Source organism: Pseudochelatococcus contaminans (genome assembly GCF_014195635.1).
Taxonomy (GTDB): Bacteria; Pseudomonadota; Alphaproteobacteria; order Rhizobiales; family Beijerinckiaceae; genus Pseudochelatococcus; species Pseudochelatococcus contaminans.
In genome coordinates this window covers 348,889-362,258 of the sequence record NZ_JACICC010000003.1, presented here as the reverse complement: position 1 = coordinate 362,258, position 13,370 = coordinate 348,889, and the positions used below count along the sequence as shown (strand labels likewise).

At 61.2% G+C, this 13,370-nt stretch carries 12 protein-coding genes and 1 tRNA gene; 8 read left to right on the top strand and 5 right to left on the bottom strand.

The window, feature by feature from the left end; translation table 11 throughout:
• Positions 1-3: 3 nt before the first annotated feature.
• Both FHS81_RS08125 and FHS81_RS08120 read right to left on the bottom strand, forming a co-directional pair.
• A complete protein-coding gene (locus tag FHS81_RS08125; RefSeq protein WP_183751741.1) occupies positions 4-1,494 on the bottom strand; it encodes a hypothetical protein in 1,491 nt (496 codons plus the stop codon).
• 125 nt (positions 1,495-1,619) lie between these two features.
• On the bottom strand, positions 1,620-3,044 hold the full coding sequence (locus tag FHS81_RS08120) for a DEAD/DEAH box helicase (RefSeq protein WP_183751739.1): 1,425 nt from the start codon (positions 3,042-3,044) through the stop codon (positions 1,620-1,622).
• Positions 3,045-3,472: 428 nt separating this feature from the next.
• Between FHS81_RS08120 and FHS81_RS08115 the strand changes: the two genes are divergently transcribed.
• Positions 3,473-4,078 carry an HdeD family acid-resistance protein gene (locus FHS81_RS08115; RefSeq protein ID WP_183751737.1) on the top strand — a complete coding sequence of 202 codons (606 nt, stop codon included), beginning with the start codon at positions 3,473-3,475 and terminating at the stop codon, positions 4,076-4,078.
• 88 nt (positions 4,079-4,166) lie between these two features.
• Here the strand turns inward: FHS81_RS08115 and FHS81_RS08110 are convergent, their stop codons facing one another.
• Entirely contained in the window at positions 4,167-5,474 is a 1,308-nt protein-coding gene (locus FHS81_RS08110) for a glycosyltransferase family 4 protein (RefSeq protein WP_183751735.1), read from the bottom strand.
• 551 nt (positions 5,475-6,025) lie between these two features.
• Positions 6,026-7,309 (bottom strand): porin, encoded by a 1,284-nt coding sequence (locus FHS81_RS08105; protein WP_183751733.1) that lies wholly within the window; start codon positions 7,307-7,309, stop codon positions 6,026-6,028.
• Between the two features lie 393 nt (positions 7,310-7,702).
• Between FHS81_RS08105 and FHS81_RS08100 the strand changes: the two genes are divergently transcribed.
• Complete coding sequence (locus FHS81_RS08100; RefSeq protein ID WP_183751731.1) at positions 7,703-8,293, top strand: TetR/AcrR family transcriptional regulator; 591 nt, start codon at positions 7,703-7,705, stop codon at positions 8,291-8,293.
• Positions 8,294-8,295: 2 nt separating this feature from the next.
• Positions 8,296-9,270 carry a DMT family transporter gene (locus FHS81_RS08095; protein WP_210281592.1) on the top strand — a complete coding sequence of 325 codons (975 nt, stop codon included), beginning with the start codon at positions 8,296-8,298 and terminating at the stop codon, positions 9,268-9,270.
• Between the two features lie 201 nt (positions 9,271-9,471).
• Here FHS81_RS08095 and FHS81_RS08090 read toward each other — a convergent pair.
• Positions 9,472-9,547 (bottom strand) — tRNA-Ala (locus FHS81_RS08090).
• Between the two features lie 226 nt (positions 9,548-9,773).
• On the opposite strand from FHS81_RS08090, the gene FHS81_RS08085 reads away from it, so the two are divergent.
• The 5 genes from FHS81_RS08085 to sdhA all read left to right on the top strand — a co-directional run bounded on the left by FHS81_RS08085 (position 9,774) and on the right by sdhA (position 13,332).
• The gene (locus tag FHS81_RS08085; RefSeq protein ID WP_183751727.1) at positions 9,774-10,064 is read left to right on the top strand and encodes a YggT family protein; all 291 of its coding nucleotides are present in this window, start codon (positions 9,774-9,776) and stop codon (positions 10,062-10,064) included.
• 5 nt (positions 10,065-10,069) lie between these two features.
• Complete coding sequence (locus FHS81_RS08080) at positions 10,070-10,438, top strand: DUF167 family protein (protein WP_183751725.1); 369 nt, start codon at positions 10,070-10,072, stop codon at positions 10,436-10,438.
• Positions 10,439-10,659: 221 nt separating this feature from the next.
• Positions 10,660-11,067, top strand: coding sequence for a succinate dehydrogenase, cytochrome b556 subunit (gene sdhC, locus FHS81_RS08075; RefSeq protein WP_183751724.1), 408 nt, complete (start codon positions 10,660-10,662; stop codon positions 11,065-11,067).
• Positions 11,068-11,113: 46 nt separating this feature from the next.
• On the top strand, positions 11,114-11,509 hold the full coding sequence (sdhD, locus tag FHS81_RS08070) for a succinate dehydrogenase, hydrophobic membrane anchor protein (protein ID WP_183751723.1): 396 nt from the start codon (positions 11,114-11,116) through the stop codon (positions 11,507-11,509).
• Between the two features lie 2 nt (positions 11,510-11,511).
• On the top strand, positions 11,512-13,332 hold the full coding sequence (gene sdhA, locus FHS81_RS08065; RefSeq protein WP_183751722.1) for a succinate dehydrogenase flavoprotein subunit: 1,821 nt from the start codon (positions 11,512-11,514) through the stop codon (positions 13,330-13,332).
• The last annotated feature ends 38 nt before the right edge of the window (positions 13,333-13,370 follow it).

Here is a 13,370-nt window from a genome sequence, read left to right as displayed (position 1 = left end):
CACCTATTGGCAAATTCTCTGCGCCCGCCACGGGGCATACACGCGCCAGAAATCGGCTACCTGATTCGGCGGATTGACGACGACAAACCCCGATGGATCGACCTGCTGCACCCACGCCTCCATGCCGTCGGGCGGTATTGGGCCGGCACAGACCAGCGCATCCGCGCGCAGCCACACCTCATGCACATGCCGCATATCCCGCGCCTTACCGGCGTTGTAGATCGACACCAATGCAGCCATCACTCCCAGTGCCGCACACGCGCCGATCAGAAAACGCCGCCGGTCACGAGCCTGCCCGCAAAGCCGCCAGCCGGCAGCAACGGCAGCCATCAACGCCACCGTCACGGCGAGATACGACATGCGGCTGTCGAGATAACCGCATGCGCCCCATTCGACGCAGGCGGACTGATACTTGGCGCTGACCGCCACCGGCAGCGTCACATAGGCCGCGAGCATCAGGCTCACAATCAGCGTCCAGCCCGGTGCGGCAAGGCTCAACACCGGCGCGGATGTTCGGTACAACGCCACCGCGACGGCAAGGCCGAGCATGAGCGCGATCACCAGATCGCCCGGCGATGCCGACCGCAGCCCTCCCCCAAGGCGCGGGAAAGCCGTTCCATCCCGCACATGCCCGAACACGGTTATGATAACGCGCGCAGGATCGGACACCCCGCCGATGGAGTTCCCTTCATAAGTGCCGGGAAACATCCACCGAAAAACCACGTACGGCACCAGCACGGCCAGCGCGGCCGCAGCGTCCGAAACAAGGAAATGCGGCGCGAAGGCAACGCGAATCGCGCCCGAGCTGCCACTGCGCCCCTCGGCCCGCGCCCACCCGTAACGCGCCAGATATTCCGCTATCAGCAGCGCGGTTCCGAATGCGACGGCAAATTCGCTCACGAACATGCCAAGCGCAAACGCGGCCTGCGCCAGCGCCACGCACAACCGGCACGGCGCCCGCGCACGCCGCAGGCGTAGCATCGCCAGGCGCGCCAGAAGAATGACGATGAAAGGAATCGTATTCTGCAACGGATAGGCGTTGGGCGGCATAAACGAGAAAGCCAGCGGATGCAGCGCCACGAGTAGGAGGAACAGGAATGGCCATACCTGTTGGGCGGCGGAGGATCGCCGCAGCAATTGCGCGACGAATACAGCGAACAGCATCAACTGGGCCGTATATGCCACCAGAATACCGATACGCCCGGCCGCGTCCCCAGCAATCACGGAGCCCAGCACGTTGAGCGGCACCATCAATACCTGCCCGATGCGCCCCTGCTCTTGCGCCACGTGAATAGCGTTACTGATGATCGCGTCGCGGCCTTCGATCGCCAGCGTCAAAAACCAGATGTCGTCGCCGGACAGCCGGTAGCCATAGAAATACGGCAGCATGGCAACAAATGCGATGGCCACGACAGCCGCCAGAACCGGGAGGCCGATGGCGTCTGCGGGTTGCGATGCCGGTGCCCCGGCCTTATCCGACTCGCCTCTGTCCATGATCCCCCCGCCGGCAATGATGCCCTTGCTTACGATGTCTGCGGCACGAGGGGAATATGTGGCCAACACATATGCGAAGGGCGCCCTTTTAGGGCGCCCTTGCAATATTCAAAGTATCCAGCGGATCAGCGCCCGCGAGCCGGCTTCATGAAGGCCACCCCGGACATACCGTCACCGGCGGCCCGATCCTGCCCGCCCTGTCCACGGCTGTTTCGGCGCGCACCGAAACCTCCCGCGGAGCCACGGCCCTGCCCCTGCTCGGAGCTGGAGAAACGCTGACGACCGCGGCCGGGCGCATCGCCACGTCCCGCACCCGCTGCGGGCTTGCCCGCAGGCTTGCTGCCCGGTTTGCCCGGTCCGCGCCCGCCCGGCTTGCCCTGCTTTGCTGCGGGGCGAGCCTGTGCTTCCGCCGCGACAGTCGCCGGCAGACGGCGGTCTTCGCTGGGAATGCTCTGGCGCGTTATCTTCTCGATGTCGCGCAGGTAGGGGCGCTCCTCGGCGTCACAGAACGAAATCGCCGAACCGTCAGCACCAGCACGGGCCGTGCGGCCAATGCGGTGAACGTAGGATTCCGGCACGTTCGGCAGGTCGTAGTTCACGACATGCGTCACACCGTCGACATCGATGCCGCGCGCGGCGATATCGGTCGCGACGAGGATCTTCCGCCGACCGGCACGGAAATCGGCCAAAGCCTTTTCGCGCTGGCCCTGGCTCTTGTTGCCGTGAATGGCAGCAGCCGGAATGCCCGAATCTTCGAGATTGCGCACGATGCGATCCGCGCCATGCTTGGTGCGGCTGAACACGAGCGTACGGCCCATAACGTCGTCGCGCAGAAGCTCCACAAGCAAGCCGCGCTTGCGAGCCGTTTCCACGAAAATCACCTTTTGCGCAATGCGCTCGGCGGTCGTGGCAACCGGCGTCACCGAAACCTCGACCGGGTTGCGCAGCAGTTCACCCGCCAGCATACCGATTTCCTTCGGCATCGTCGCGGAGAAGAACAGGTTCTGGCGCACCTTGGGCAGGCGCGGCACAACGCGGCGAATGGCGTGGATGAAGCCCATGTCCAGCATCTGGTCGGCCTCGTCGAGCACGAAGACCTCGACATGGTCGAGCATCACCGCACGCCCGTCGAGATGGTCGAGCAGACGGCCGGGAGTCGCAACCAGAATGTCAACGCCGCGCGCCAGTTCCTGCGCCTGCGGCCGAGCCGACACACCGCCGAACACAACGGCGACGCGAAGCTTCAGGTTGCGGGCGTAGGAACGGAAGCTCTCGGCGATCTGGCTGGCCAGTTCGCGTGTGGGGCTGAGCACCAGCGCGCGGCACCCATGGCGGGGGGCAGGCTTGCGATCCCGCGACAGGCGGTCGATAATCGGCAACGCGAACGCCGCCGTCTTGCCGGTGCCGGTCTGGGCGATGCCTAGAAGATCCTCACCCTTCAACAGGTAAGGAATTGCCTGTTCCTGAATAGGAGTCGGCTTTTCGTATCCTTCGGCTGCCAGCGCCGAAAGGATCGGGGCGGCAAGACCGAGGTCAGTAAATGAAGTCAAAGTCAGTTCTTTCGCATGAAGCGACGTTGCCGCCCGCTATCTTAAAGGGGCAGCTATCGCGGGGTGATGGAAGCCCCGCGTGATCCGGGCTGTTCCTGAAGACAACGTGTCCGGCAGGACGGGCCATTGGGCACCGCTCACGCGACCTGAACACCAAAAGGCGCCCCACCGGGCGCATGGACCATATATGTACCCATGACGTCCGCGAGTCAAGGGCCGGTAAGCTAGACACCTGAAACAGTCCAATGCTGCGGCGCACGCGCATTGCCGATAAGGATTTGTAAAAATTCATAATTAAACTTTGCTGCTTTGCAGCATGACAACTTGCGGTTACACTTCGCGTCCAAGCTGTCGAGTGGCAGCATCAGAGTTTCTGGTGAATATCATGTGGCCAGGCCATTCCAGTCTGGAACAAGAAGGAAAACATCATGGCGAATTCGGTTGGACAGGGCCAGGGCGGCCCCGGCGGCGTTAGAAACATCAATGCACTTGGGGAAGAAGTGCGCTCCAAGTGGATATGGTTTCTTCTGCTGGGGATCGTGCTGATCGTTCTGGGCGTCATCGCCCTCGGTAATCTGTTGGTGGCGACCATCGCGACCGTTTACTACATCGGCGCGCTCATCATCGTGGCGGGTGTCGTGCAGATCGTGCACGCCTTTCAGGTCAAGGAATGGGGCAGCTTTTTCATCTGGCTGCTGAGCGGCGTCTTCTATGCCATCGCGGGTTTTCTGGCGTTCTATAACCCTCTGCTGGCCTCGGTGGCGCTGACGTTCGTGCTCGCCATCTCGCTGATCGTCGCCGGCATCCTGCGCATCTGGACCGGCTTTGCCTCGCGCCCCCGCGCCGGCTGGGGCTGGCTTGTCGCCGCTGGCGTGCTGGCGCTGGTCGTGGGCCTGATCATCGCCGCGCGCTGGCCTGCAGACACGGTTTATCTGATCGGCCTGATCCTTGCCATCGAACTCATTTTCGAAGGTTGGTCGTTCATTGCCGTGGCCCTGTCGCTGAAGTCGCGCCCGGGCAACGCGGTTGTCTGAAGAACCTTCTCCATCAGGTACTGCTAGATTATCAGGACGGCGGCGCTCATATGCGCCGCCGTCTTTTTTCATGCTTTATCCAACTGTTTTATGGCACCGGGTCGCGCTGCACCGGGACGAACGATCTTGCCAACCCCAAAGCCGCCCTCAGCCGCGCCTCGACGACGTCGATGCCCGCATCCGACGTGAAATCCTCACGCAAGCGATCCGCAGCGGCAAACCCCAGCACCGCCCGCCGCGCCGGGTTACGCACCAGGCTTTCTATGGCCAGCGCCAGTATGTCCCGCCGGCCCGGTGGGACCAGAATACCCTCGTGCCCGTCAGCGATGAATTCCGGAATCGCCGCAAAGCGCGTTGCGATGATTCCCAGTCCCTGACTCGCGGCTTCCATCAGCGCGGTGGGCAAACCATCACGGTCACCGCCCTCCCCGGCTTTGCTGGGCAACACGAATAAATCCGCCTCGCGGATAAGGGCCAGAACATCCGGTTGGGAACGCGCACCAAGAAACGTCACTTTGTCAGCAAGTTCCTCGCGCGCGGCCTGCGCCTTCAACGCATCAAGCTGTGCGCCGTCTCCAATGTGCACAAAACGCCAGTGAAGGTCTTTCGGCAGCGCTGCAAGCGCGGATAGCAAATCATCGTACCCCTTCCTCGCCACCGCACTGCCCACTGACACAATGCGCACCGGATCGGCCGGGTTGGAGCCATTCCGTCCTGACGGTGGAAGCGGCGCGGGAATGTGCCCCAGATCGAGCCCATGATAAGCAAGCGCAACGTGCTCGCGATAAGGCGCACGCTCCGCCAGATGGTCCCTGCCCTCCTTGGTGCCGGCCACGCCCCAGAGCGCGTCCGCCAGCTTCTCACGCTGCTCCCAGTCCGGAATGCGCCAGATGTCACCTCCATGCGCGGAAAAGCTCCACGTTATCCCCCGCAGCGTCGCCGCATAACGCGCGACAGACGACGGGGCATCCAGCCGATGGGCATGTATGTGTCCAATATCGGCCGGCAGCTCATTTGCCATCACGAGTGCCTGTCCGAACATGCGCATTCGGGCCAGCGAGCGGTCACGGGCAAAGTCCCGGCGAAACTGCCGGACAGCGGCCGGAAAGCCGGGCAATCCAGATACAGCCAGCAATCCTGACACCGCCCGGAACGGCGCGCGAAGCAGACGTCCTGGCAACCGAACAACGGGTGCGGACACAGTTCGGTAAACGGGGTGCGCACCCTCCTCCAAGCCGCGACGCAGCGACCAGACTTCGAATGGCACGCCACGTTTTTGCAGCGCCAGCAGCTCCTGCGCGACGGACGTATCCGAAAGGCGCGGATACCCCTCAACCACAACAGCAGTTCGCCGGGATGGCTTGGTCACTTGATCGTTCAGCGGAGCCTTGGTCATTCGACAGCCTAAACAAGAACAACCGCCGGATGGTGCTCTTACTCTCCCTAGGATGCAAGCTCTCACAAGGATACAAGCTGATCTGCATGGAACAGGTGCCCGCACTTTGGCAGAGCCCCTCCCCGCATGCAAACCGATGCTGGACGGTTTCAGACCAAGGTTATGCGAGTCGGAGCAGGTATAGCCAGTTAAACGCGCCAGATTCTGCACGCCGTTCTACAACAAGCTGCCAGGCGGTCATCAGAAACGGCAGACGTCCGAGTAATCGCCTGCCAGAGCGCGCGATGGCCCTGCCGGGCTGCTCCGCTTGAGTTGCATAACCCGCTACCGATACAGTGATGATTCGCTTTGCCAACAACAGACACCTGAATCTTACGACTTTAAGTACGACTATTCTCACTTGGCCCGCTTCATTTCGCTTCATCCATCGTGATCAACTCTCAGCGGGGGTCACTCCACCAGATTGATCATGCCAGGCGCATAAGAAAAGCCCCGGTGCGGAAGCACCGGGGCTTTTCAGGATAGCGACGGCAAAGATGCCGGGTGTCCGATCAGAAGTCGCGCTGAACGCGCAGACGGGTCTGGAACTGGTCTTCCGAACGCTTGATGTAGTACGGCGTGGTCAGATCAGCCCAGTTGCGGTTGTTTTCGAGACGACGGTACAGAACTTCCACACCGATGTCGAACTGACGAACCGGCGACCAGATCAGAGCCGTACCGGCCTGCAACAGGTTGAAGTCGCGGTAGGCGCTGTTGTCCCACTTCACGGCCGAGCTGTAGTTCACGTCGGTGTACGAACCCCAGAGGGTCGAACGCAGACCAGGGGTCCAGTAGTGGACGCCAGCGGCCAGAACGTTCCAGCCCTTGGTCTTCTTGATGTCGCCGTTGGAGATGACACCGTCAGCGGCGATGGAGTTCACACGGCCGATGGTCTGGCTGCCGAGACCGAGATAGCCCAGAGCGCCGTCTGCATAAGCAGCCTGCAACCACAGAACGTCACCCTTGCCGAGCTGCGAGATGTTGAACTTGGCACCGGCCTGAACGGCGAAGCCGTAGGTCGTGTCAACGCGCTGGCCCCACGTCGGGTACTGGCCTGCCCACGGGAGATACACGGTTGCGGAGTTGAGCTGGTGCAGGGCACCCGAGAGCTGTGCCGAACCCCAATCCTGATCGATCTTCAGGTTGGCAACAACGTCGGGCAGACGCTGACCGGCGACGTCATACACGGTGCCGTTGACGTTGCGGTTGTTGCGGTCTTCAAGCGACAGCGAGGCCGAGAAGCCCGAACCAAACGTTGCCGTGTAGGCGAACAGGTTGGTGTTCGTATCCGAACCGAGGCTGCCGCCGTAGTTCAGGTCGTTGGCGTAGAAGTCGAAGAACGACTGCGCGCGACCAGCGGTGATACCAGCGAACTGGATGAATGCACGGTCAAGCAGAGCGCCGTTGTCCGTGCCGAACAGGCCACCGGAGTTCTTGTCGATCTGGAAGCGGATGAACGTGCGAACCGTGCCGTAATCGCTGGGCGTGCGGACGTCGACGTCCAGACGGCCGCGGGCGCGGAAGCCGGTGGCGTCCTGACGGCGGCCATTGCCTGTCGCATAAACACCAGCGGTGTTCTGCGGCTGGCTGTAGCCGAACTCGGCGCGGACACGGCCGCCGATGCGGATGCAGGAATCCGTACCGGGGACGTAGAAGAAGCCGGCACCTTCCGTGGAGCAAACGCGGACGTATTCTACCGGATCGGCCTTGGCAATCGGCAGATCCGCTGCCTGGGCGCCAGAAATTGCAACGAAACCGGCGGCTGAGCCCAAGAGAAGGCTTTTCACAATATTCATAATCATCACTCTCCGAAGCATATCAATCGTGACAAAAAATCGCGTGCAAGCATGGACTTGCAGGGAAAGCTGGAATTGCGCCCACGACCCTCGATCAAGAGTCCACCGATGGAAACGCAACTTATGTCGCAGACCATGATTTATTCGTCGCCACGACACAAGCCCCGTAAAAGACATATCTGTCATTATGCGATCAATTCTAACTCGATGTTGCACAAATGACGCTAAAAGGCTTTTGCCGGCGAAAACATCGCAAAAATATCCAATATTTGGCACGCCCCGCCACAAACGGCGCTTCGGCGCATCTTGCCACCGCCATCAACTCCCCTGGAAGCTTGACAAATCCAGTCAATAGGTAGATCGGTCTATACATAATGCTGGGGGAAGCCAAAGATGTCCGATAAAGCGCCTGCACGGGAGCGCCTGCTGAAAGCAGCGTCCGAATTGTTTTATCGCGACGGTGTCAGCGCCACCGGCATAGACGCCATCATCAATCATGCCGGGGTTGCCCGAATGAGTCTCTATAACAACTTCTCATCGAAGGCAGATCTCGTGAGCGCTTACGTCCATGCCCGCAACGCCGAATGGCAGGATCTGTGCAAGCAACGACTTGAGCAAGCACAGACGCCACGGGACAAGATACTCGCGGTATTTGACTCATATGTCGATCACGCCGGATGCTCCTTTGCCTGGGGTTTCCGTGGATGCGGTCTGCTCAACGCTGCCGCGGAGCTTCCGGTCGGCGAGCCGGCGCGCGCTATCGTCATTTCCCAGAAAGAGGAAGTCGAAAGCCTGTTCAGGCAATACCTTCTTGAGCTGACCCCGAGAGAGCGCGATCCAGATGGCGCCGCCTCAATCGATAAAACCGCCGAGCATCTCTCCTTCCTGCTCGAAGGCGCGATGGCGCGGGCCGGACTTGAGGGCCATGACGCGCGACTTGCGACAGCGCGCCAGATCGCCATCTCGATCATCGACAGGGCATGACCATGCAGCGCTCATCGCAGATCGGGGGCATCTGCGTCCTCATCGCCTCGGTATTGTGGGGAACGACCGGAACAACGGCGACATTTGCCACCGGCGTCAGCCCTTTGGGCATCGGAGCAGTCACGATGGGGCTGGGGGGCATCATCCTGTGCCTGACGGCGCTCGGACCAATGCTGAAGCATGGCCATATAATCGCCAAACGATGGCGTCTGCTGGCGTTGGGTGCAGTAGCGGTCGCGATTTATCCGCTGACTTTCTACTCGTCCATGCATTATGCCGGCGTCGCCATCGGCTCCGTGGTCTCCCTCGGCTCCGCACCACTGGCGGCCTCGCTGATCGAGTGGCTGTTCGACGGCCAACGCCTCACGCTGCGGTGGCTTCTGGGGGTGATCGTCGGGCTCGCCGGCGCGACACTGCTCTGCCTGGGGGAGGCATCCACCGCCGCGGCGACAAGCGGCACTGAAAGCGCGGACACATTTTATGGAATCATACTCGGCGTCGGCGCCGGTCTCTCATATGCTTATTATTCATGGATCGCACGCCGTCTGATGCTGTCCGGCCTGCCCTCCCGGGCGACGATGGGAGCCATGTTCGGCAGCGGCGGCGTCCTGCTGCTGCCCGTCCTCCTGCTGACCGGAGCGCCGCTGATGGCGAGCTGGTCCAACGTCGCGGTTGGCCTCTACATGGTTCTGGTGCCGATGGTGATCGCCTATCTCCTGTTCGGCTACGGACTGGCGAGCATTTCAGCCACCATGGCAACCACACTGACACTGCTGGAACCTGTGGTGGCAGCTATACTCGCCGTGCTGATCGTTGGCGAACGCCTGCCCGCCCAAGGCTGGACAGGAATTGGGCTGATTGTTGGGTCCCTGCTCATCCTGACAGTCCCGGCATTCCGCTTCCGTAACGCGAAAAACGCCGCAAGGGTGAGTGACAATCACCCGTCTTCTGTCACGCAACCTTCTTCCGGATCTTGAACAGCAAGGAACGCCCGCCAAGTTCAATGAGCTTGCGAGGCCGTTCGGGCAGCGTGACAAGCTATGGCCGGACAGCTGATTCGGCTTTGCGTCCAGGTGGGTCGGAGGATAATCAGATGGCCAGCATGCTCGCCGCTCAACCGCCGTACCGTTGAATACGGTGCCTGTTGAAATTAAAAACGCCAGCGGAATGGAAGTGATTGGTGGAGCTGATGAGATTCGAACTCACGACCTCTGCAGTGCGATTGCAGCGCTCTCCCAACTGAGCTACAGCCCCGATGGAGTGGCTTTTAGGACTCCGCCCATGCAGTGTCAATTGCCCGCGCATCACCGCCAGGAGAATTTCCGCTACCCTCTTTTCCACTGACGATGAAGGAGCATTCCCGCTAAGCAGGAGGCCGATCGGGGAATGCGCTCTTCCCCTCTGGCTCTCGCGGGCGATGCTCGTTATATAAGAGCGACAGAATTTCCCGCCTCTCGGTATTCGGGTTTCAGGAGACGATATGCAATCGGTCCTCGACGTCATTCAGCTCGCGCTGAATCTCTACACCTATATCATCATTGCCAGCGCCATCTTCAGCTGGCTGATCGCTTTCGACGTCGTGAACACCCGCAATCGCTTCGTCCACTCCGTCGTGAACTTTCTGTATCAGGCAACGGAGCCTGTCCTGAGACCAATCAGGAACGTGCTGCCTAATCTCGGCGGCATCGATATTTCTCCAGTGATTCTGCTGCTGCTGGTGTTCTTCCTGCAAAGCTTCATCGAGCGCTACCTCCGTCCCGCCCTGCCCTGATTCGCATGCCGCAGACGGAAGGGAACGAATTGCCGTGGCGCATCGATAATGATGGCGTCACGATTTCCGTTCGCCTGACACCGAAAGGCGGACGCGACGCTATTGATGGAATCGGCGAACTCTCCGATGGGCGCTCGGTGCTATTGGCGCGCGTGAGAAGTGTGCCCGAGGATGGCGCCGCCAATCAGGCGCTGCTCAAGCTGCTGGCGAAAGCGACAGGCGTACCGGCCTCCGCCGCAGATCTCGTGTCCGGGCACACATCGCGCCTCAAAACAGTGCGGCTCGCCGGAGAAGGATCCGGCATCGCAGAAGCGCTCACCGCCCTGCTGGCAGCAGGGAGCCGAGGCCCGAACAAGCGCGGCAAAAAAGCCTGAAGCACGCCGGCGAACGCCACGCGCGAAAAATGGCGAATGACAATTCTCATAATTTGTCACCGGCGATCTGTTGCATTCCGTTGCTAAGAGACGATGGATTAGATACGAAGCTTTGCAACTTCGAGTAGCTCTAGACTATCGGATTTGTGTCGGCCAACCGGCGTTGTTCCATCAGGGGATCGGCGTTGCGGACCCGGCAACCACGGAGGAGATCGACGACCATGGCCGAGGCGAAAAGTCCTGCGCGACCGGCGGAACGCCCGCTGTCGCCTCACTTGCAGATCTACAGCCTGACATGGACGATGGCCATGTCAGTGATTCACCGTGCCACCGGCATTGCTCTCTATGCGGGTACGTTGCTGCTGGCTTACTGGCTCGTTTCGCTTGCGGCGGGGCCGGCGGCCTATGCCATCGCCCAGGACGTGTTCGGGTCGGTCATCGGCCGCGTTGTCCTCTTCGGCTACACGTGGGCGCTGCTGCATCATATGGCCGGCGGCATCCGGCATTTCGTCTGGGATCTCGGTTACGGCTTCGATTACAAGTCGCGCATGGGTCTTGCGCGCGGCACGCTGATCGCATCCGGCATCCTCACCATCGTCATCTGGGTCATCGGCCTGAGCGTCGGCTGAACGGGGACCAAGGGAACGGGAAACCGGGACACGGGAGAAGCTTGCTATGAGTCAGTTTCATTTCTCCATTCGCACGCCGGCCAAGGGTGTGCGGGGGCTGGGGTCGGCAAAGTCCGGCACCGAACATTTCTGGCGGCAGCGGGTGACCGCCGTTGCGATGGTGCCGTTGGCGCTGGCTTTCGTCGCCATCGTGATCTGCGCATCGACGCGCGATTATGAATCCGCCCGGGCGCTCATCGCGAACCCGTTTGTCGCCATCCTGCTGCTGCTGTTCGTCGTCACTGGCGCTGTCCACGGCAAGCTCGGGGTGCAGATCGTCATTGAGGATTACATCCATCATGAGGGTCTGAAGGTTGCGGCGGTTATCGCCAATATCCTGTTCACGGTTGTGGTGGCAGTTGCTGCGGTGTTTGCCGTTCTCAAGATTTCGTTCGGGGTATAAAGATGGCCACGCATTCCTCTCCCGCCGCGACCGGCAGCGCCTATCCGATCACCGACCACACCTTTGACGTCGTGGTTGTGGGCGCCGGCGGCGCGGGTCTTCGCGCCACGGTTGGCTGCTCGCAGGCGGGCCTGCGCACGGCTTGCGTTACGAAGGTGTTCCCCACCCGCTCGCATACGGTGGCGGCACAGGGCGGTATATCCGCTTCGCTCGGCAACATGGGCGAGGACAAGTGGCAATGGCATATGTACGACACCGTCAAGGGGTCGGACTGGCTCGGCGATCAGGACGCTATCGAGTATCTGGTGCGCAACGCGCCTGCTGCGGTTTATGAGCTGGAGCATTGGGGCGTGCCGTTCTCGCGTACCGAGGAAGGCAAGATCTACCAGCGTCCGTTCGGCGGCATGACGACGCATTTCGGCAAGGGCACTGCCCAGCGCACCTGCGCCGCCGCCGACCGTACCGGCCACGCGATGTTGCACACGCTTTATGGCCAGGCGGTAAAGAACAGCACCGAGTTCTTCATCGAATATTTCGCCATCGACCTGATCATGGACGAGGAAGGCCGTTGCCGTGGTGTCGTGGCGCTGAAGCTTGACGACGGCACCATTCATCGTTTCCGCTCTCAGCTCGTCATCCTCGCGACCGGCGGTTATGGCCGCGCTTACTTCTCCGCCACGTCCGCGCATACTTGCACGGGCGATGGCAACGCCATGATCCTGCGGGCAGGTCTGCCGCTGCAGGATATGGAGTTTGTGCAGTTCCATCCCACGGGCATTTATGGCGCGGGCTGTCTGATCACCGAAGGTGCGCGCGGCGAAGGCGGCTATCTCACCAACTCCGAGGGCGAGCGCTTCATGGAGCGTTATGCGCCGTCAGCCAAGGATCTTGCATCGCGCGACGTCGTATCGCGTTCGATGACCATCGAGATTCGCGAAGGCCGGGGTGTGGGCAAGAACAAAGACCACATCTACCTCCACCTCGATCACCTCGATCCGGCGATCCTGGCAGAGCGTCTGCCCGGCATTTCCGAATCGGCGCACATCTTTGCCGGCGTCGATGTCACCAAGGAACCGATCCCGGTTCTGCCGACCGTTCATTACAACATGGGCGGCATCCCGACCAACTATCACGGCGAGGTTTTGACCAAGCGCGGCGGCGACCCCGATTCGGTGGTGCCTGGCCTGATGGCGCTTGGCGAGGCCGCCTGCGTGTCGGTGCATGGCGCCAACCGCCTTGGCTCGAACTCGCTCATCGACCTCGTGGTGTTTGGCCGCGCCGCAGGTTTGCGCGCGGCGGAGATTGTCAGGGCGGGTGAAAAGCAGCCGGAGCTGCCGAAAGACTCGGCCGATCTGGCGTTGTCGCGCCTCGATCGCTTCCGTCACGCATCGGGCGGAACGCCAACGGCGCATTTGCGTCTCGACATGCAGCGCACGATGCAGTCCAACTGCGCCGTGTTCCGCACGGGTGAGGTGCTGGCCGAAGGCGTGAAGCTCATTCACGACGTGTGGACATCGGCAGCCGATGTCCGCGTGACCGATCGTTCACTGATCTGGAACTCGGACCTCGTCGAGACGCTGGAGTTCGACAACCTCATCACTCAGGCAGTGGTGACGATGGAAAGCGCGGCCAACCGTCTTGAAAGCCGCGGCGCCCATGCACGTGAGGATTATCCGGATCGCGATGACCAGACCTGGATGAAGCACACGCTGTCGTGGCTCGATACGCATTCACAGAAGGTAACGCTCGATTATCGTCCGGTTCATACCTACACGATGTCGAATGAGATTCAGTATATCGAGCCCAAGGCGCGTGTTTACTGACGCTTATAGGATTGAGGCGCTCTTGCGGACCTCGTTTT